The organism is Rubellimicrobium aerolatum (assembly GCF_017872975.1).
GTDB classification, from domain to species: domain Bacteria; phylum Pseudomonadota; class Alphaproteobacteria; order Rhodobacterales; family Rhodobacteraceae; genus Rubellimicrobium; species Rubellimicrobium aerolatum.
In genome coordinates this window covers 236,556-254,161 of record NZ_JAGGJP010000005.1, presented here as the reverse complement: position 1 = coordinate 254,161, position 17,606 = coordinate 236,556, and the positions used below count along the sequence as shown (strand labels likewise).

Below are 17,606 nucleotides of genomic sequence, written 5' to 3'. Positions count from 1 at the left end.
GAGCTCACAGATCGGTCAGCGGCTCATGGCCCGCCCTGATCGGCAGACCCCCCGGGAGAGGCCAGCCGGGTGGTCCAGACTCGGGTAGCAGCTCATCGCCCAGCATCGCCCTAACGGCGCTTGGGCCAGGTTTCGGGCTCGGGCCCCCGGATGATGGAGCCAGCGCCATAGTCGGTGAACAATTCGATCAGCACGGCGTTGGGCAGGCGGCCGTCGAGGATCACCACCGCCTTCACCCCGGCCTCGATGGCGGCGAGTGCGGTCTCGACCTTGGGGATCATGCCGCCCTTGACGACGCCGCTCTCGATCATGCCGCGCAACCGTTCCGCGCCGAGCTGGGTCACGACCTCGCCGTTCTCGTCCTTGACGCCCGCCACGTCGGTCAGCAGGAGCAGCCGGTCGGCCTTGAGCGCGCCGGCGATGGCCCCGGCGGCGGTGTCGCCGTTGACGTTGAAGGTCTCGTTATCGGCCATGCCGGTCGCGACGGGGGCGACGACAGGGATGATCCCCGCCTCGTAGAGGTCGCGGAGCACCTGCACGTTCATCTCCACCGGGCGGCCGACGAAGCCCAACTCCGGGTCGTCGGCGACGCAGACCATCAGGTCGTCGTCCTTGCCCGACAGTCCCACCGCGCGCCCGCCGGCGTCGTTGATCGCCTGCACGATCCGCTTGTTGACGAGGCCCGAGAGGATCATCTCCACCACCTCGACGGTGGGCTTGTCGGTGACGCGCTTGCCGCGGACGAAGTGCGACTCGATTCCCAGCTTGTCGAGCATGGCGTTGATCATCGGCCCGCCGCCATGCACCACGACAGGATGGATGCCGACCATCCGCAGCAGGACCATGTCGCGGGCGAACTGGGCCATGGCCTCGTCGTCGCCCATGGCGTTGCCGCCGAACTTCACCACGACGACGGCATCGGCATATTTCTGGAGGTAGGGCAGGGCCTCGCTGAGCGTGCGGGCGGTGGCGATCCAGTCGCGCTTCATGGGGCTTGGTCCTCTGGCGTCAGCCGATCCCGGCGATGATGGCGCGGAGCGTGGCGATGCCGTCCCCGGTCTCCGAGGAGGTCAGCACCAGTTCCGGGAAGGCGGCGGGGTGCTTCTGGAGCGCGGCGCGCACCTGATCCAGCACCTTCTCGCGCTCGCGGGCGCCGATCTTGTCGGCCTTGGTCAGCACCGCCTGGAAGGTCACGGCCGACTTGTCGAGGAGGGACAGGATTTCCTCGTCCACCGACTTGATGCCGTGCCGCGCGTCGATCAGCACGAAGGCCCGGCGCAGCGTCGGACGGCCTTGGAGGTAGCTTTTCAGCAGCGCCTGCCACTTGGCGACGACGGCGATTGGCGCCTCGGCGTAGCCATAGCCGGGCAGGTCCACGAGATAGTGGCTCTCGCCGAGGGTGAAGTAGTTCACCTCCTGCGTCCGCCCCGGCGTGTTGGACGCCCGCGCCAGCGCCTTGCGGCCCGTCAACGCATTGATGAGGCTCGATTTGCCGACATTGGAGCGGCCCGCGAAGCAGACCTCGGCCCGGTCCGCCGGGGGCAGGCCCTGCATGGCGACGACGCCCTTGAGGAAGTCCACCGGCCCCGCGAACAGGAGCCGGCCGGCCTCCTGCGCGGCCTCGTCGGGGGGCGCGGCCTCGGGGAAGGGCAGGACCATCACTTGCCCTTGGGCGACGCGTCGGAGCCCGCGGCCTTGGGCGTCTTCCGCAGGATGTCCTTCATGTTGCCGAACACGTTGGGCGTCACGCCGTGGCTCCGCATGATGATGTACTGCTGCGCGAAGGTGATCGTGTTGTTCGCGATCCAGTAGAGCACGAGGCCCGACGCGAAGCCGCCCAGCGTGAACATGAAGATCCAGGGCATCCAGGCGAAGATCATCTTCTGCGTCGGGTCCGGCGGGGCGGGGTTCAGCCGCTGCTGGAGCCACATGGAGATGCCGAGAAGGATCGGCAGAACGCCCAGCGAGACGATGTAGAAGATCGATCCCGGCTCGGGCGTGGCCCAGGGCAGCAGCCCGAAGAGGTTCAGGATCGAGGACGGGTCGGGGGCCGACAGGTCACGGATCCAGCCGAAGAACGGCGCGTGCCGCAGCTCGATGGTGACGAAGATCACCTTGTAGAGCGAGAAGAAGATCGGGATCTGGATCAGCACCGGCAGGCAGCCCGCCGCCGGATTCACCTTGTTGTCCCGGTAGAGCTTCATCATCCCCTGCTGGAGCGCCATGCGGTCGTCGCCGGCCTTCTCCTTGAGCTTCTCCATCTCGGGCTGGAGTTCGCGCATCCGCGCCATCGAGGCGTAGGACTTCCAGGCCAGCGGCAGCACCAGCGCCTTGATGACCAGCGTCAGCGCGATGATGGCGACGCCCATGTTGCCCAGCAGCTCGTGCAGGTGGTGCAGGAGCCAGAACATCGGCTTGGTCAGGAAGAAGAACCAACCCCAGTCGATGGAGTCGACGAAGCGGTCCACGCCGCCCTGCTGGTAGGCGCGGATGGTCTCCCATTCCTTCGCGCCGGCGAAGACGCGGCTCTCGTTGGTGATGCTCTGCCCGGCCGCGACGGTCTGCGCCTCCTCGCGCGCCAGCGTCTGGAACACCTCGCCGCCCGGAAGGTAGCGCGCGACCGAGTCGAAGGGCGTGCCCGGCTCGGGGATCAGCGTGGTCATCCAGTACTTGTCGGTGAAGCCGATCCAGCCGTTCTGGGCGACCTCGATGGCCTCCTGGGCCGAGCCGTCGGCGGCCTGCTCCAGATCGGGCATGTCGGGGTAGTCGATCTCCTGCAGCTCGCCGTCCGACATCCGCACCACGCCCTCGTGGAGGATGTAGTTGCCGGGCACGTCCTCGCGGCCATCGCGGGCGATGAAGCTGTAGGGCGACAGCGTCGCGGCGGCCTCGCCGGTGTTGGCGACGGTGTCGGTGACCGTGAACATGAACTTGTCGTCCACGGCGATGACGCGCGTGAACAGGAGGTCCGCGCCATTGTCCCAGGTCAGGGTCACGGGCGAGTCGGGCGTCAGCGTGGCGACGGTCGGCTCGGCTTCGCCTTCGGCCGCCTCCGGGGCCGCCGCGCCTTCGGCCAGCGTCCACACGGTGTCGGGGCCGGGCACGGCGTCGGCCGAGAGCCCCGCGCCCGCCGACCAGCCGGCCACGACGTAGTAGGGGAAGGCCGAGCCCTGCGGCGTCAGCAGCTTGACGAGGTCGGGGCTGTCGAGCGTCACCCGGTAGCCCTTGAGCGACAGGTCGTCGAAGCGCGCGCCCTGAAGGGACAGGGAGCCCGTGACGGACGGCGTGTCGATGGCGATGCGCGGGGCCTGCGCCGCCGTGGCGACCGTCTCCTCGGCGGCATCGGCAGCGATGGCTCCGGCCTCGCCCGCGTCGGGAGCGGCCACGGATTCCGGCACGGTCTGGGAGGTCACCGACGCCGGATCGGGCGAGGGGGCCTGCTCGGGCGGCGGAAACAGCAGGAACCAGACCAGGATGACGACGAAGCTGAGCGCCGTCGCCAGGATGAGGTTCTTGTTCTGATCGTCCATGGGTGGTCCCCGCCGTGACACGCTTGGGGGCTTCAAGACTCGGGTGGGGGAAAGGTCAAGCGGTTTTCCCTGCGCGGCAGGGCCGCAGGACGCGTCCGCCCGCCCTAGCCCTCAGCGCAACAGGGGCGGGACGGAGCGCGGCTCCCCATCCGGTGCCAGACCCGTGAAGTCGAAGAGGTCGGGGTCGAGCAGATGCGACGGCCGCACAGTCGTCAGCGCCCGGAACATCTTGGTCCGTCGCCCCGGGCTCCGCCGCTCCCATTCGTCCAGCATCGCCTTGATCTGCACCCGCTGGAGCCCCTCCTGGCTGCCGCAGAGATCGCAGGGGATGATCGGGTAGCTCATCCCCTTCGCGAACCGCTCGCAATCCGCCTCGGCCGCATGGGCGAGGGGGCGCAGCACGAGGAGGTCGCCCTCCTCGTTCAGCAGCTTCGGCGGCATCGTGGCGAGCCGCCCGCCGTGGAAGAGGTTGAGGAAGAAGGTTTCGAGGATGTCGTCCCGGTGGTGCCCCAGCACGACCGCCGAGCATCCCTCCTCCCGTGCGATGCGATACAGGTTCCCGCGCCGCAACCGCGAGCACAGGGAGCAGTAGGTCTTGCCCTCCGGGATCTTGGAGGTGACGACCGAATAGGTGTCCTGATACTCGATCCGGTGCGGCACCCCCATGCGCTCCAGGAACGCCGGCAGCACCGTCGCCGGGAATCCCGGCTGCCCCTGGTCGAGGTTGCAGGCCAGCAGATCGACCGGCAGCAGCCCCCGCCATTGCAACTCGTGCAGGATGGCGAGAAGCGTGTAGCTGTCCTTGCCGCCCGACAGGCACACGAGCCAGCGCGCGCCGGGCGTCACCATGCCGTAGCGGTCGATGGCCTCTCGCACGTCCTGCACGAGGCGCTTCCGCAGCTTGCGGAACTCCGTGCTCTTGGGGGCTCCCGCGAACAGTGGGTGGATGTCGTCGGGGGCGTCGGCGTCGTCGAGCATGGCGATCTCCGGGGGACGGGACCGGTCCTAGACCTACTTGGGCACGTCGTCCACGCCCCAGCCGCCCCAGGGATGGCAGCGCCCGATCCGGCGTAGCGCCAGCCAGCCACCCCGCAGTGCGCCGTGACGCTCAAGCGCCTCCAGCGCATAGGCCGAGCAGGTGGGCGTGAACCGGCAGTTGTGCCCGACATGGGGGGACAGGAGCAGGCGATAGGCCCGTACGGGCAGCGCGAGGAGCCAAGCCCCAGGCGTCATGGCTCCGGATGCACGCGCGACAGCGCGCGCGACAGGTCGGACAGGAGCTGCGCGAAGGGCAGGGAGGCCGTGGCCTCGGGCCGGCCGATCAGCACATAGTCCCAGCCGGGCCGCCCGCCCTCGGACAGGACGGCGCGCGCCACCTCGCGCAGCCGGCGCTTGGCGCGGTTGCGGGCGACGGCGTTGCCGACCTTCTTGGAGCAGGTGAAGCCCACCCGCACCCCCTCGGCCTCGCCCTCGGCCCGCTGGCGGGCCTGGAGCGTGAAGCCGGGCGTGGAGGCGCGCAGGGCGGACGAGGCGCGCACGAAGTCGGCGCGCTTCGTGAGGACCCGCGCGGAACCGATCAGGCGCAGAGGACCTTGCGGCCGCGGGCGCGGCGGCGGTTCAGCACGGCGCGGCCATTCTTGGTGGCCATGCGGGCGCGGAAGCCGTGACGGGCCTTGCGGACGCGGTTCGAGGGTTGGAAGGTGCGTTTCATGTCGCGAACTCCTGCAGCGCGCGACAGGGCCTCCGGGACCCGCGCGCAATATCCGAAGCCCGTCCCATAGTGGCCGGTCCCCCCCGTGTCAACGCGCCCCGCGCGAACGCGGGACCCATGATCCCTTTGCGGGGTTGTGCCCGAACGGCCTACACGAAATCGCGAGGCCACCCTACATGGCGGAACGGAAGAACGAGGCCCGGGCCATGCTGAACTCCCTTTCCGGGAGATTCCTGATCCTGACGGCCGCCTTCGTCATGTTGGCGGAGGTGCTGATCTTCGTACCCTCCGTGGCCCGGTCGCGCGTGGACTACCTCGACCTGCGGCTCGAGGCCGCGCAGATCGCCTCCCTCGCGCTCCTCGCCGACGACTCCCTCGACGAATCGCTGGAGCGCGAGCTCCTGCGGAACGCCGGCGTCTACAACGTCGTCCTGCGCCGCAACGAGCTGCGCCAGCTCGCGCTCTCCTCACCCATCCCCGAGCCGATCCACGCCACCTATGACCTGCGCGAGGCGACGGCGGCCACCTTGATCCGCGACGCGCTGGCGACCCTGGCCGATCCCGAGGACCGCATCATCCGCGTCATCGGCAGCCCGGTGCAGGAGGGCGGCCTCCTCATCGAGATCACCCTTGACCAGGGCCCGCTGCGCCGCGCGATGATCGAGGACGGGTTGCGCGTGCTGGCGCTGTCGGCGGTCATCACCATCGTCACGGCGGCGCTCCTGTTCCTCGCGGTTCGCGTCCTCCTCCTGCGGCCCATCGACCGCGTGGTGGGCCATATGCGCGCCTACGCCGCCGCGCCCGAGGACGCGCGCCAGATCATCGACCCCACCGCCTCCGTGACCGAGCTGCGCGAGGCCGAGGAGGCGCTGCGCGGGATGCAGACCCAGCTCACCGGCGCGCTGCGGCAGCGGGCGCGGCTCGCGCAGCTCGGCAGCGCGGTGGCCAAGGTCAGCCACGACCTCCGCAACATCCTCGCCTCGGCCCAGCTCTTCGCCGACCGGCTGGAGGAGACCGAGGACCCGCTGGTGCGTCGCATGGCACCCAAGATCGTGGCCTCCCTGTCCCGCGCCATCTCCCTGTGCGAATCGACCCTCGCCTTCGGCCGCGTCGAGGAGCCGCCGCCCCGCCTGTCCCGCGTGCCGCTGGCCTCGGTGGTGGCCGAGGTCGTGGACGGGGAGCGGCTGGCGGCGGGGGACGCCGACATCTCCTTCTCGGAGAACATCCCCGCCGGAATGACGGTCCGCGCCGACGGCGAGCAGCTCTACCGGGTGATCCTCAACCTCGTCCGCAACGCCCGGCAAGCCATCACCGCGAGCGGCAAGCCGGGCGAGATCGGCCTGTCCGCCGAGGAGGACGACGAAGCCTGGTGGATCGTGGCCAGCGACACCGGCCCCGGCCTGCCCCCCAAGGCGCGCGAGCACCTGTTCCAGGCCTTCCAGGGGGGCGTCAGCAAGGGCGGCACCGGCCTGGGCCTCGCCATCGCCGACGAGATCGTGCGCGGCCACGGCGGCCGGCTGGAGCTGCGCCGCACCGGCCCCGGCGGCACCGAGTTCGCCATCCGCCTGCCCAAGGAGACGACCCGGCTGGCCCCCCTCTCGCGCCCGGACGAGACCGGAGGAGGGACCGACCCCGAGCCGCCGCTCGCCGGGCGCTACCAGGGCGGCACCGAGGCCGCCGAATGATCGGGGCTCCCGCCCGACCTTGCGGCCCGACCTTGCGGCAAGTGCGCCGCCCTCCTTGGAATGGCCCTTGCCAACCCCGGTGGCCACGGTTACATCGCCCTCACTCTGCCGCGCGCTGGTAGCTCAGTTGGATAGAGTACTTGACTACGAATCAAGGGGTCGGGGGTTCGAATCCTCCCCAGCGCGCCAGAGTCCTCCAGCAGATGAAGTTATCTTCAGGCATGGCCTTGACCTGATCCATCAAGGTCAGCCGCTCGGCTCCATGCCTACGCTCACCCGACCCCCCAAGGCCCTGAACGCTGCCTCGTCGCGGCCGACTTGAACGCCGCGTCTTGAATCAGGACGACGCTTCACCTGCCGCTTCCGCAGGCCCGCCTCCCACGCCAGATCGGCCTGCGACAGATCGCGGACGCGCAAGGCCCAGATCAGTTCGACCTTACGCGAGCGATAGGCGGAGCGGGACCGTAGGACGATGGCTGCTGCTCGGGCGGGGGATCGGCTCGCCGTGCGCCAGCCAGCCTGCCACGGCTACCGCGTTCTCCGCGTGGTGCAAGGCTTCGGCGACCATCCCTCCAAAGCTCGTGACCTCGGGAAGATCCGGGCAGGTGACCCGCAGAGTCCCGTCGTCCGGATCGAGCGCGATCGGATGGTGGATCCGGGACGCCGCGCCCTCAGCCCTCGGCCCTGACCTTCTCGCAGGTGGCGGTGATCTCGGACCCGCTCTCGATGCTCAGCGTCTCGTAGCGGATCGTGCCGGACAGCCGGGCCGAGGCGTGGATGCGGACCGCACCCCCGGCGATGTGGCCGGTGAAGGTGCCCTTCACGCCCACCGCTGCCGCCTGCACCTCGCCGTTGACGGTGCCGCGCTCCTCGATGACGACCGAATCCGCCATCACCCGCCCCTCGACCTGGCCCTGGATCTCCAGGAGCCCCGGCGCGCTGATGTCGCCCACGATCCGCGTCCCCGCGACGAGGTGCGACCGTCCGCCCTGCGCCCCGTAGCCCGCGCCCGGATTGGCGGCGGCGCCGCTGCTCATGGCCATGATCCAATCTCCCCTTCGGCCCCCGGGGCCGGCCTTCGCCGCATCAAGCCCAAGACGGGCCGGCGAGACAAGGGCCCCCGCGCCGAACGCCCCGACGCTGCGTCAGAACCGCACCGCCACTCCCGGCAGCCCCAGCGCCCGCACCAGCTCGCGCAGCTCCTGCCGCGCGGCGACGTTGGACATCGACAGGCTGCTGACGCCGATATCCTTCAGATCAAGGAGCGTGAGTCCCCGCGGGAACAGCTCCCGGAACACCACCCGTTCGGAGAACCCCGGCCCGACGCGGAACCCGATCCGCTTGGCGAGCCGCGCCAGCGCCGCCTCCATCCGCTGCTTGTTCAGCATCGCCTGGCTGCCCAGCCGGTTCCGCAGGACGATCCAGTCTATGGGCGCGAGCCCCGCCTGCGCCCGCAACTGCCGCGCGCTCCAGACCATCTCCGCATAGACCGACGGCCCCAGGATCTTCTCCCCGTCCGTGTCGATCCGCGCCAGGAGGTCGAAGTCCACGAAGCTGTCGTTCAGCGGCGTCACCAGCGTATCCGCCATCGAATGCGCCACCTGCGCGAGCCGGGTGTGGCTGCCGGGGCAGTCGATGACGATGAACTCCGACTCCGCCTCCAGCGCCGCCACGGCGCGGCCGAGGCGGAGATCCTGCGCGTTCTTGCCCTCCGGCACCTCCGCCTCGTCGATCTCCGGCAGGAGGAGGTCGCGCGGCGTCGGCAGGTCCAGCCCCTCCTTGGCCAGGAACCGCGTCCGGTTCTCAATGTAGCGCCCGAGCGAGCGCTGCCGGACATCGAGGTCGATGCACCCCACCCGATGCCCCATCCGCGCGAGCGCCGAGGCGACGTGCATGGCGACGGTGGACTTGCCCGCGCCGCCCTTCTCGTTGCCCACGACGATGATGTGCGCCACGGCTTCCCCCCTTGCATCCGGCAGCGGTATAATGGCGCAAGATGGCGAGGAAAAGGCGAGCGGTCCTTGACTCGGGGCCCGCCGAGGCCCATGTGCCACTCACCCGCCGGTCCTGCCGCGTGAGCAGGGCGCATCTTGATGCGCGAGATCGCCGGGCACAAGGTTCCCACCTTTCACGCAGGGGAAGCCGCGCCGTGACGGTCCCAGGGCAATGCCGCCCGGGGGTCAGCGCATCGGCTGCCACCCCTCGCTGCCCGGACCCCGCTGGGCCGGGACGGGGACCCATTCGGGCCTGCGGGCCCCTGACAGGACATCCATGCAATTCGACACGCTGGGGCTCTCGCCCCGCCTCATCACCGCCCTGAACGACCAGGGCATCACCGACCCAACGCCGATCCAGACCCAGGCCATCCCGCACGCCATGGCGGGCCGCGACGTCATGGGCCTCGCCCAGACCGGATCGGGCAAGACCGCCGCCTTCGGCCTGCCGATGCTCGACGCGCTCATGAAGAACGGCCGCAAGGCCGAGCCCAAGACCCCCCGCGCCCTGATCCTCGCCCCCACGCGGGAGCTCGCGCGGCAGATCCACGACACGCTCTCGGCCTTCGCCCAAGGGTCGCACCTCAAGCTCGCGCTCATCACCGGCGGGGTGGGCTTCACCCCGCAGATCGAGCGGATGTCCCGCGGCGTGGCGATCCTGGTGGCGACGCCCGGCCGCCTCGTGGATCTCCTCGACCGTCGTGCCGTGGACCTTTCCAAGACCGAGTTCCTGGTGCTGGACGAGGCCGACCAGATGCTCGACCTCGGCTTCATCCACTCGCTGCGCCGCATCGCCGGGCTCCTGCCCAAGCAGCGCCAGACCATGCTCTTCTCCGCCACCATGCCCAAGCTGATGGAGGAGATCGCCGGGGCCTTCCTGACCGATCCCGTCCGCGTGCAGGTCAACCCGCCCGGTCAGGCCGTCGCCAAGATCGACCAGTGGCTCCACTATGTCGCCAAGGGCGCCAAGACCGACCTGCTGATCGAGCTTCTCGACAAGCACCGGGACGAGCTCGCCATCGTCTTCGGCCGCACCAAGCACGGCAGCGACAAGCTCGCCAGGCAGCTCGAAGCCGCCGGTTACGCCGTCGCGGCGATCCACGGCAACAAGAGCCAGGGCCAGCGCGACCGCGCCATCGCCGCCTTCCGCGAGGGCGAGGTGCGGGTGCTGGTGGCGACCGACGTGGCGGCGCGGGGGCTCGACATCCCCGGCATCCGGCACGTCTACAACTACGACCTGCCCAACGTGCCCGAGAACTACGTCCACCGCATCGGCCGCACCGCGCGCGCCGGGGCGGACGGGACGGCGGTGGCCCTCTGCTCCCCCGACGAGATGGGCGAGCTCCGGGACATCGAAAAGGCGATGAAGGCCAAGATCCCCGTCGCCTCGGGCGCCCCGTGGGAGGGCGTGTCCGAGCCCGCCGCGCGTCCCGGCGCGAACCGGGGCGGCAAGCCGCGCCAAGGCCAGGGGCAAGGCCGTCCTGCGGGGCAGGGCCGTCCGGGCGGGCCGTCGGCCGGCCAGCAGCCTTCGCGCCGCCCGGCGCAGGTCGGAGCGCCCGGCGGCAAGCCCGCCGGCCAGAAGCCGCGCCGCCCGGCCGCCGCGCCGCGCCGCCGCACCACGGCAGCCTGAGCCGGCCGCCGCCGACCCACTGACCCACTCCAGCTGGCGCGGCCGCCCGCCGCCGCGCCAGCCCCTTCTTTGTGTCCCGGGCCGCCTGCGGACCGACGACCCCTGGACGGCCGCCAAGCCGTGACGAGGCCCGGGTCCGTTCACCCCGCCACGAGGCTTCACGCCGGTCGAGGCCCGGTCCGGGCGGTGATCGGCCCCCGTCCGCGCCGTCGCAGATCGACCCATCATGGGCGCAGGCTGCCAAGCCGAGGTTCCCGGTTCTTGTTGTCTCGCCTCCGGTCCCTTGACCGAGCAGAGCCGGGGCCGGGCGCTAGCGGTCTGTCCGCCCCTTCGCGCCCCGGTTACGGCAGCTCGTCAAAGCCCGTCGCTGGACAGCGCCGTCCCGCCCGCCCGCTCGTGCTCCCAGGCCGCCGGGCCGACGCTCCCGGTCCCCCGATCCTGTCACCAAGCAGGGAAGGGACTGGGCTTCACTCGCCTGTCCGGCCCTTCCCGCCACGATGCCAATGGCTCGCCGAAGCCAGCCGCCCGACGGTGGCCTCGCCGCCCGACCCATCGCGGCCCCAGGCCGCTGGGCCAAAGTCCCGGATTCTCCCTGTCTCGATCAGGACACCGAGCCGCGCAGAGGCCGAGGGTCACCAGCGCGATCGAGCTTCCGGTCCCGTCAGGAGTGGCGAAGCCCACCGCATAGTGCCTCGCCGGCCGACGCATCGCGGTGGCAGGCCGCTGCGCCGAAGCCCGTCGGCCTCCTCTCTCGCCCCGGCATGGAGAACGGAATCGGCCGAGGCTCGCCTGCCTGACCGGGACGTTGGCGCAATGCGCCCCGGTTACGGCAGCTTGGCAGGTCTCGCCGTCGGAGAATGAGGTTGCAGAGCCGCGCGCCCCGCCATGATGCCTGAAGCCGGCTGTCCAGTCGGGGCAGTGGCCGGCCGTCGTCACCGCAACCGATCCGGTCCGAAGCCAGCGGTCCCATCCAAGATCCGGCTGCGCTGGCACTGGACGGCGGCGACCCATGGGCGGCTTCCCGACACGCCCGAGGGCGGGTGCCGTCTGGGTCCGGCGACGACAGCCTGACATTGGCATGGCCGCGCCGCGAATCGGGCCAACAAGGCATCCCGGTCGTCTCAGGCCGGAGAGGGCGGCAGCCGCCGTCCGGGTTCACGACGTGCCTTGGCCCGCGTGTCGCCGGTCCGACCGGGCCCGCGGCGATCCCATCGAGGCGGCTATCCCCGAACCGTCTCCGTCCCTCGCCCCTCCACCCGCGTCGCCCCTGCCGGGCCGGGGAACCACGTCCGCCCCGCGTCACGCCACCGACCGCGCCGGGCCCTGGCACGGGGCCATGAGGTCCCCGAGCGCCATGGGCCGGCCGAGGTGATAGCCCTGCGCCAGGTCGCAGCCCAGCTCGCGCACGATCCGGAGGTCGTCCTCCGCCTCCACCCCCTCGCAGACCACCTCCAGCCCCAGTGCGTGGGCCAGCTCGATCATCGCGTTGAGCAGCGCCTGCCTCTCGATGCGGTCGTGCAGGTCGGCGACGTAGCTGCGGTCGATCTTCAGCGTGTCGAAGCCCATCTGCCGCAGGTAGCCGATCGAGGAGTAGCCGGTGCCGAAGTCGTCCAGCGCGATCGGGAAGCCGGCCGCCCGCAGTTCCTCCAGCCGCTCGGCCGCGAGGCGCGGGTCGTCCACCAGCACCCGCTCGGTCAGCTCCACCTCCAGGCGGCGCGGGTCGATGCCGCGCCGGCCAAGCTCGCCGATCAGGTCGGGCACGAAGGTCGGCGCGAGGAGCTGGAGCGGCGAGACGTTGAAGCAGGCCACCAGGTCGGCGTGCCGCTCCAGGTCGTCGCAGAGCAGCAGGAACAGCCGCCAGCCCAGGTCCACGATCAGGCCCGACTGCTCGGCCACGGCGATGAAGCGGTCGGGCCGCACCGGGCCGAGCTGGGGCGAGGTCCAGCGCGCCAGCGCCTCGGCCTTGGCGAGCCGCCCCGTCCGGGGGTCGCGGATCGGCTGGTAGACCAGCGACAGCTCGCCCGGGCGGTCCAGCGCCTCGCGCAGCGCCCGCTCCATGATGCGGGCCTCGCGGTCGGCGGTCTCGATCATGTCGCCGAAGGCGACCGGCCCGCGGTCGCGGTGCCGCTTGGCCTCGTACATGGCGAGGTCGGCGTGCCGCACCAGGTCCTCGGCGGTCGAGCCGGCCTTGCCCTGCACCGCGTAGCCCACCGAGGCCCCGATCCGCAGCCGGTGGCCCGGCACCTCCAGCGGCGACCGGAGCGCCGCGCCGACGGCGGCGGCGAGGTCGCGGGCGCGGGCCCCGGCGTCGGGGCCGTCGAGGATGAACACGAACTCGTCGCCGCCGACCCGGGCCAGGAGGCAGCCGGGGCCGGCCAGGTCGGACAGCCGCTCGCCCAGGTGGGCGATCACGGAGTCGCCGGCGGCGTGGCCGATGGCATCGTTGATCCGCTTGAACCCGTCCACGTCGAGGTAGAGGATCGCGCGCTCCCCCTCCCGCGCGGGGGTGGCCAGCGCTTCGTTGAAGGCGGTCCGGTTCATCAGGCCCGTCAGGGGGTCGGTCCGCGCCGCCAGGGCCGACCGCCGCTCGGCCGCGATCAGGTGATCGGCGCTGCGCCGCACCAGCGTCATGCCGACGGCCACCAGCCCCGCCGTCAGCGCCATCACCACCACGAGGAGCGGCAGCATCCGCCGCAGCAGGTCCGAGCCGGGATGCGGCGGCTCCCAGGAGATGAAGGCCACCGGCGCGCCCTGCGCGTCGAGAAGCGGCAGCGACGGCCGGTCCTGCGGGGGGCGGCGCACCAGGGCCACCTCGCTCAGCAGGAGGTCGTCGCGCATCGCGCCCACCGTCGCCGCGCCGATCCGCTGGCCCATGACGAGCCGCCCCAGCCGGTCGTCGGGCAGCACGCCGCCCCCACGCTCCGTCAGGTGCTCCACCCGCGCGGCGGCGAGCACGTAGAGATGCCCGGCGCTCCAGGCGAAGAACTCCGTCCCGTCGTAGGTGTCGAGCGGCACGAGCGCGAGCCGGCTTTCGGCGAGGCCGAGGAGCAGGGGGTCGAGCAGGCCCTCGCGCGGCTCGGCGGGGCCGCCGATGGTCCAGCCGAGGTCCCGCTCCAGCGGGCCGCCCCAGAGCATGGCGATCTGGAACGCCTCCCCGGCGATGGCGGTGGCGCCGATCTTGTCGCGCATCCAGTCGGTGTCGCCCGCCGTGACGTGGGTCGCCGTATCCTCCCACTTGGCGTAGTCGAGGGCGAGGAGCCGCGCCCGTTCCACCATGCCGTCGCGGGCGTCGAGGATCCGCGCCTCGGCCTGGCGGCGGGCCTGGTCGTCCAGCGCCCGCGTCATCCACAGCACCGAGCCGCTGACCGTCAGGACGAGGACCAGGATGGTCCCGACCATGACGGCCGCGATGCGGGCCGGAAGTCGATGAAGTCGCGGCATTCGTCCCCCCCCCTCGCATGGTCGGTTGCGTCCTTCCGCCCAGTCTGCCCGACAATGGTGAGGATTTCCTTAACGCCGCGCCGGAAAACGCGCCGGCCGATCCGGGGGTCGCAGGGGCCCGTAACGCGGAACGCCGCGCCCCGGGGGAGGGCGCGGCGTCCTGATGGCGTCGTCGGCGGAGGCCCAGGGCCCCCGGGGAGGGGCTCAGAAGCCCAGGCCGGCGTACTTGTTCTTGAACTTGGAGACGCGGCCGCCGGTGTCCATGAGGCGCGTGCCGCCGCCCGTCCAGGCGGGGTGGGACAGCGGGTCGATCTCCAGGTTCATCGTGTCGCCTTCCTTGCCCCAGGTGGTCTTCATCTGGATCATGGTGCCATCGGTCATGCGGACGTCGATGAGATGATATTCGGGATGGATGCCGGACCTCACTTGGAGTCCTCCTTCGCCTTGTAGTTGGTGACCTCGGCGATGCGGGCCGACTTGCCGCGACGATCGCGCAGGTAATAGAGCTTGGCGCGGCGGACCTTGCCGCGACGGACCACGGTGATCGAGTCGATGTTGGTGGAGTAGAGGGGGAACACCCGCTCCACGCCCTCGCCGAACGAGATCTTGCGGACGGTGAACGAGCCCGCGATCCCGGCGCCGTGCTTGCGGGCGATGCAGACGCCTTCGTACATCTGCACGCGCGAGCGGGTGCCTTCGGTCACCTTGTAGCCGACGCGGATGGTGTCGCCGGCCTTGAAGTCGGGAATGTCCTTCCCGAGGGAGGCGATCTGTTCCGCCTCCAGTTGCGCGATGAGGTCCATGGGACCCTCCTCTGGTTGCCCGGGGCGAACCCCCGGAGGTCTCTCGCGGCCTCAGAGCTCTCGGTCTTCCTCCGGGAGCCCCTGCGATGCAAGGTGGTCCCGCCAGAGATCAGGTCGCCGTTCCTTGGTCAGCCTTTCGGCCATCTCCTGCCGCCAGGAGGTGATTCGCGCGTGATGCCCCGACAGAAGCACTTCGGGGATCGCGCGCCCTTCCCAGACGGCCGGCTTCGTGTACTGCGGGTATTCCAGCAGGCCGGAGGAAAAGGATTCCTCCTCGGCCGAATGATGATTCCCGAGCACGCGGGGCATAAGCCTTACCGTCGCGTCGATCAAGGCCTGAGCCGCGATCTCGCCCCCGGTCAGGACGAAATCCCCGAGCGAGACCTCCTGGAGCCCGAAGCCCTCGATCAGCCGCTCGTCCACGCCCTCGAAGCGGCCGCAGAACAGGATCGCACCGTCGCGGCCCGCAAGGTCGCGGGCCATCGCCTGATCGAAGCGCCGCCCGCGCGGGGACAGCAGCAGGCGCGGCACGTCGCCCCGCGCGCGCGAGATCGCCTCCTCCAGCGCCCGCGCGCCCACGTCGGCGCGCAGCACCATGCCCGCGCCGCCGCCGGCGGGGGTGTCGTCCACGTTGCGGTGCCGCCCGTCGCCGAACTGCCGCAGGTCGATGGTCCGGAGCGCCCAGAGCCCCTCGCGCAGGGCCTTGCCGGTCAGCGACAGGCCCAGGACGCCGGGGAAGGCCTCGGGCAGCAGGGTGACGACCTGCGCGGTCCAGACGCCGGCCAGCTCCTCCTCGGCCATGAGGTCGCGGGGCGTGGCGGAGGGACGGATGGACTTGCGGCCGATGGCGCGGAAGGGGGTGTCGGACATGGGCCCGCCTCATAGGGCAGGGCGGGCCGGAAGGGAACCGCCGCCGGGAGCCGCGCGGTCAGGGCCCCGCGCCGGTCATCGGGCCGGGCTTGGACCGGTCGTTGCCGTCGGTGGGGTCGTCGTTGTCGTCGCGGTCGCCGAAGCTCTCGCTGCCATCGAAGCGGGTCTCGGGCTCGGCGGCCCGCCGCGGGGACGCCGCCGCCGAGTCGTCCGGCGAGTCGTCGGGCGCGGCAGGCTGGGACTGGGCGCCCGCCCCGGTGTCGGCCGGGCCAGTCCCGGAGCCAGTCCCGGAGCCAGTCCCGGAGCCAGCCCCGGAGCCAGTCCCTTGCCCCGCCGCCGTGCGGGGCCCGAACTCGCGCCGGAGCGTGTCCGCCACCTCCTCGACGATCCGGGTCACGCCGCGCACCGCCTCGCCGGCCGCGCCCGCGACCAGCGCGCCGATGTCGGCGACCCCCTCGGCGGGCTTGGCTGTCGGGCCGGACTCCTTCGGCCCATCCTGCCTCGCCTTGTCGTCCCCGGCCGGGGCGAAGCCGAACCGGGCCGCCTTGTCGCCCAGGGTCTTGCGGGCCAGCGCCATCCCGATGGCGAGCAGCGCCCCGGAGGCCATCTCGGCGGTCCGGGGGTTCGACAGGGCCTTGTTGACGGTCTTGCGGAGCCGCTTGGGCACCTTCACGTTGCCGATGCGCTTCGGCACGATCTTCCTGGCCCTCTGGCCCATCGTCCTCGTCCTTCCGGTCGTTGCCGGGACGAACGCGGGCCGTGGCCGGGCCGTTCCTAGAGCGCGCCCTCGGGCGGGTCGGCGACGATGCGCCGGGCGGCGAGGTCCACCAGCGGCACCGCCGCCAGGGTGAAGGGGATGAGCGCGGTGGCCCCGCCGGGCCGCGCGATCTCCAGGATGTCGCCCGCGCCGTGGTTCAGCACGGCCCGCACGGTGCCCAGCCGGTTGCCGCCCGCGTCATGGACCGGCAGCCCGATCAGGTCGGCGTGGTAGTATTCGTCGTCCGGCAGCGCGGGGAGCCGCGCCCGGTCGGCCAGCAGGGGCACGCCGCGCAGGGCGTCGGCCTCCTCCTTGGAGGCGATCCCCTCGACCCGGGCGATCAGCGCGCCCTGCGTCTGGCCCAGGATCTCGATGGACCCGAAGGCCCGCCCGTCCGGGGACCGGAGGGGCACGTAACCCGCGATGTCGGCGGGCTCGGCGCAGAAGCTTTTCAGGCGCACCTCGCCGCGGACCCCGAAGGCCCCGGCGAGGCTGCCCACGACGATCTTGTCGTCGCTCATGTCGCTGGCTTACTCGGTCGCCACGGCGCGGGCGGCCTTCTTCTCGGCGCGGTCCTTGGACGCCTTGCCCGGCTCGCCCTTCTGGGGGTTGCTGCGCTCGGTCCTGGGCAGGACGCCGGCGGCTTCCAGCATCCGCTGGACGCGGTCGGTGGGCTGCGCGCCCTGGGACAGCCAGTGCTGCACGCGCTCCAGGTTCATCTTCACGCGCTCCTCGCTGTCCTTGGGCAGGAGGGGGGCGTAGGTGCCCAGCTTCTCGATGAAGCGGCCGTCGCGGGGCATCCGCGCGTCGGCGGCGACGATCGAGTAGAAGGGGCGCTTCTTGGAGCCGCCGCGGGCGAGCCGGATCTTCATGGCCATGATGTCTGTTCCTTCAGCTTTGATGGCGTTCGTGGTGCTTGATGACTTCCTGGATGACGAAGGCCAGGAACTTCTGGGCGAACTCGGGATCGAGATCGGCCTTCTCGGACAATTCCACCAGGCGGGCGATCTGCTGCGCCTCCCGCGTGGGGTCCGAAGGGGGGAGCCCGTGGGCGGCCTTGAGTCGGCCCACGGCCTGCGTGTGCTTGAACCGCTCGGCGAGCGTGAAGACCAGGATCGCGTCGAGCCGGTCGATGCTCTCCCGGTGCTCGCGCAGGACCTGCGCGGCGCGGAGCGTGTCGTCCAT

The 17,606-nt window shown here is 71.4% G+C and carries 19 protein-coding genes and 1 tRNA gene; 3 read left to right on the top strand and 17 right to left on the bottom strand.

What is annotated here, in order from left to right:
• Positions 1–110 precede the first annotated feature (110 nt).
• From argB to rpmH, 7 genes are all read right to left on the bottom strand, one after another.
• Positions 111–989: an acetylglutamate kinase gene (gene argB, locus J2Z33_RS08445; RefSeq protein WP_209839842.1), complete on the bottom strand. Its 879-nt coding sequence runs from the start codon at positions 987–989 to the stop codon at positions 111–113.
• 19 nt (positions 990–1,008) lie between these two features.
• The gene (gene yihA / locus J2Z33_RS08440) at positions 1,009–1,659 is read right to left on the bottom strand and encodes a ribosome biogenesis GTP-binding protein YihA/YsxC (protein WP_209839840.1); all 651 of its coding nucleotides are present in this window, start codon (positions 1,657–1,659) and stop codon (positions 1,009–1,011) included.
• Complete coding sequence (gene yidC, locus J2Z33_RS08435) at positions 1,659–3,530, bottom strand: membrane protein insertase YidC (RefSeq protein ID WP_209839839.1); 1,872 nt, start codon at positions 3,528–3,530, stop codon at positions 1,659–1,661. Before yidC ends, yihA begins: the two co-directional genes overlap by 1 nt.
• A 111-nt stretch (positions 3,531–3,641) precedes the next feature.
• Positions 3,642–4,508 (bottom strand): tRNA 2-thiocytidine(32) synthetase TtcA, encoded by an 867-nt coding sequence (ttcA, locus tag J2Z33_RS08430; RefSeq protein ID WP_209839837.1) that lies wholly within the window; start codon positions 4,506–4,508, stop codon positions 3,642–3,644.
• A gap of 33 nt (positions 4,509–4,541) precedes the next feature.
• Complete coding sequence (gene yidD, locus J2Z33_RS08425) at positions 4,542–4,763, bottom strand: membrane protein insertion efficiency factor YidD (protein ID WP_209839835.1); 222 nt, start codon at positions 4,761–4,763, stop codon at positions 4,542–4,544.
• Entirely contained in the window at positions 4,760–5,116 is a 357-nt protein-coding gene (rnpA, locus tag J2Z33_RS08420; protein ID WP_209839867.1) for a ribonuclease P protein component, read from the bottom strand. Before rnpA ends, yidD begins: the two co-directional genes overlap by 4 nt.
• The gene (gene rpmH / locus J2Z33_RS08415) at positions 5,107–5,241 is read right to left on the bottom strand and encodes a 50S ribosomal protein L34 (protein ID WP_037277473.1); all 135 of its coding nucleotides are present in this window, start codon (positions 5,239–5,241) and stop codon (positions 5,107–5,109) included. Before rpmH ends, rnpA begins: the two co-directional genes overlap by 10 nt.
• A 206-nt stretch (positions 5,242–5,447) precedes the next feature.
• Here rpmH and J2Z33_RS08410 point away from each other — a divergent pair, with 206 nt between their 5' ends.
• Together J2Z33_RS08410 and J2Z33_RS08405 are read left to right on the top strand one after the other, a co-directional pair.
• A complete protein-coding gene (locus J2Z33_RS08410) occupies positions 5,448–6,926 on the top strand; it encodes a sensor histidine kinase (RefSeq protein WP_209839832.1) in 1,479 nt (492 codons plus the stop codon).
• Between the two features lie 112 nt (positions 6,927–7,038).
• Positions 7,039–7,115, top strand: a tRNA-Arg gene (locus J2Z33_RS08405).
• A gap of 482 nt (positions 7,116–7,597) precedes the next feature.
• Here J2Z33_RS08405 and J2Z33_RS08400 read toward each other — a convergent pair.
• On the bottom strand, positions 7,598–7,969 hold the full coding sequence (locus J2Z33_RS08400; RefSeq protein WP_209839830.1) for a bactofilin family protein: 372 nt from the start codon (positions 7,967–7,969) through the stop codon (positions 7,598–7,600).
• Between the two features lie 102 nt (positions 7,970–8,071).
• Positions 8,072–8,881: a division plane positioning ATPase MipZ gene (locus J2Z33_RS08395; RefSeq protein WP_209839828.1), complete on the bottom strand. Its 810-nt coding sequence runs from the start codon at positions 8,879–8,881 to the stop codon at positions 8,072–8,074.
• A gap of 316 nt (positions 8,882–9,197) precedes the next feature.
• Between J2Z33_RS08395 and J2Z33_RS08390 the strand changes: the two genes are divergently transcribed.
• Positions 9,198–10,550: a DEAD/DEAH box helicase gene (locus J2Z33_RS08390; protein WP_209839825.1), complete on the top strand. Its 1,353-nt coding sequence runs from the start codon at positions 9,198–9,200 to the stop codon at positions 10,548–10,550.
• A gap of 1,299 nt (positions 10,551–11,849) precedes the next feature.
• On the opposite strand, the gene J2Z33_RS08385 is transcribed toward J2Z33_RS08390, so the two are convergent.
• The 8 genes from J2Z33_RS08385 to J2Z33_RS08350 form a co-directional block, all read right to left on the bottom strand.
• Positions 11,850–13,991, bottom strand: a complete 2,142-nt coding sequence (locus J2Z33_RS08385) for a putative bifunctional diguanylate cyclase/phosphodiesterase (protein ID WP_209839823.1) — start codon at positions 13,989–13,991, stop codon at positions 11,850–11,852.
• A gap of 204 nt (positions 13,992–14,195) precedes the next feature.
• Entirely contained in the window at positions 14,196–14,417 is a 222-nt protein-coding gene (rpmE, locus tag J2Z33_RS08380; protein WP_209839821.1) for a 50S ribosomal protein L31, read from the bottom strand.
• Positions 14,414–14,794: a 50S ribosomal protein L19 gene (gene rplS / locus J2Z33_RS08375; RefSeq protein WP_209839818.1), complete on the bottom strand. Its 381-nt coding sequence runs from the start codon at positions 14,792–14,794 to the stop codon at positions 14,414–14,416. The genes rpmE and rplS overlap by 4 nt, the downstream gene beginning before the upstream one ends.
• Before the next feature lie 51 nt (positions 14,795–14,845).
• Entirely contained in the window at positions 14,846–15,664 is an 819-nt protein-coding gene (gene trmD, locus J2Z33_RS08370) for a tRNA (guanosine(37)-N1)-methyltransferase TrmD (RefSeq protein WP_209839816.1), read from the bottom strand.
• Between the two features lie 58 nt (positions 15,665–15,722).
• On the bottom strand, positions 15,723–16,382 hold the full coding sequence (locus tag J2Z33_RS08365; protein ID WP_209839813.1) for a hypothetical protein: 660 nt from the start codon (positions 16,380–16,382) through the stop codon (positions 15,723–15,725).
• A 56-nt stretch (positions 16,383–16,438) separates the two neighbouring features.
• On the bottom strand, positions 16,439–16,942 hold the full coding sequence (rimM, locus tag J2Z33_RS08360; protein WP_209839811.1) for a ribosome maturation factor RimM: 504 nt from the start codon (positions 16,940–16,942) through the stop codon (positions 16,439–16,441).
• A 9-nt stretch (positions 16,943–16,951) separates the two neighbouring features.
• Positions 16,952–17,299 carry a 30S ribosomal protein S16 gene (rpsP, locus tag J2Z33_RS08355; RefSeq protein ID WP_209839809.1) on the bottom strand — a complete coding sequence of 116 codons (348 nt, stop codon included), beginning with the start codon at positions 17,297–17,299 and terminating at the stop codon, positions 16,952–16,954.
• Between the two features lie 13 nt (positions 17,300–17,312).
• Complete coding sequence (locus J2Z33_RS08350; RefSeq protein ID WP_209839808.1) at positions 17,313–17,606, bottom strand: chorismate mutase; 294 nt, start codon at positions 17,604–17,606, stop codon at positions 17,313–17,315.

Bases quoted from the DNA above. Each gene is read 5' to 3' on its own strand.
- rpmH (WP_037277473.1), bottom strand. From the start codon at position 5,241: ATGAAACGCACCTTCCAACCCTCGAACCGCGTCCGCAAGGCCCGTCAC.
- J2Z33_RS08410 (WP_209839832.1), top strand. From the start codon at position 5,448: ATGCTGAACTCCCTTTCCGGGAGATTCCTGATCCTGACGGCCGCCTTC.
- J2Z33_RS08350 (WP_209839808.1), bottom strand. From the start codon at position 17,606: ATGGACGACACGCTCCGCGCCGCGCAGGTCCTGCGCGAGCACCGGGAG.
- J2Z33_RS08390 (WP_209839825.1), top strand. From the start codon at position 9,198: ATGCAATTCGACACGCTGGGGCTCTCGCCCCGCCTCATCACCGCCCTG.
- yidC (WP_209839839.1), bottom strand. From the start codon at position 3,530: ATGGACGATCAGAACAAGAACCTCATCCTGGCGACGGCGCTCAGCTTC.
- ttcA (WP_209839837.1), bottom strand. From the start codon at position 4,508: ATGCTCGACGACGCCGACGCCCCCGACGACATCCACCCACTGTTCGCG.
- yidD (WP_209839835.1), bottom strand. From the start codon at position 4,763: ATGACGCCTGGGGCTTGGCTCCTCGCGCTGCCCGTACGGGCCTATCGC.
- trmD (WP_209839816.1), bottom strand. From the start codon at position 15,664: ATGTCCGACACCCCCTTCCGCGCCATCGGCCGCAAGTCCATCCGTCCC.
- rimM (WP_209839811.1), bottom strand. From the start codon at position 16,942: ATGAGCGACGACAAGATCGTCGTGGGCAGCCTCGCCGGGGCCTTCGGG.
- argB (WP_209839842.1), bottom strand. From the start codon at position 989: ATGAAGCGCGACTGGATCGCCACCGCCCGCACGCTCAGCGAGGCCCTG.
- yihA (WP_209839840.1), bottom strand. From the start codon at position 1,659: ATGGTCCTGCCCTTCCCCGAGGCCGCGCCCCCCGACGAGGCCGCGCAG.
- J2Z33_RS08385 (WP_209839823.1), bottom strand. From the start codon at position 13,991: ATGCCGCGACTTCATCGACTTCCGGCCCGCATCGCGGCCGTCATGGTC.
- J2Z33_RS08365 (WP_209839813.1), bottom strand. From the start codon at position 16,382: ATGGGCCAGAGGGCCAGGAAGATCGTGCCGAAGCGCATCGGCAACGTG.
- J2Z33_RS08400 (WP_209839830.1), bottom strand. From the start codon at position 7,969: ATGGCCATGAGCAGCGGCGCCGCCGCCAATCCGGGCGCGGGCTACGGG.
- rpsP (WP_209839809.1), bottom strand. From the start codon at position 17,299: ATGGCCATGAAGATCCGGCTCGCCCGCGGCGGCTCCAAGAAGCGCCCC.
- rplS (WP_209839818.1), bottom strand. From the start codon at position 14,794: ATGGACCTCATCGCGCAACTGGAGGCGGAACAGATCGCCTCCCTCGGG.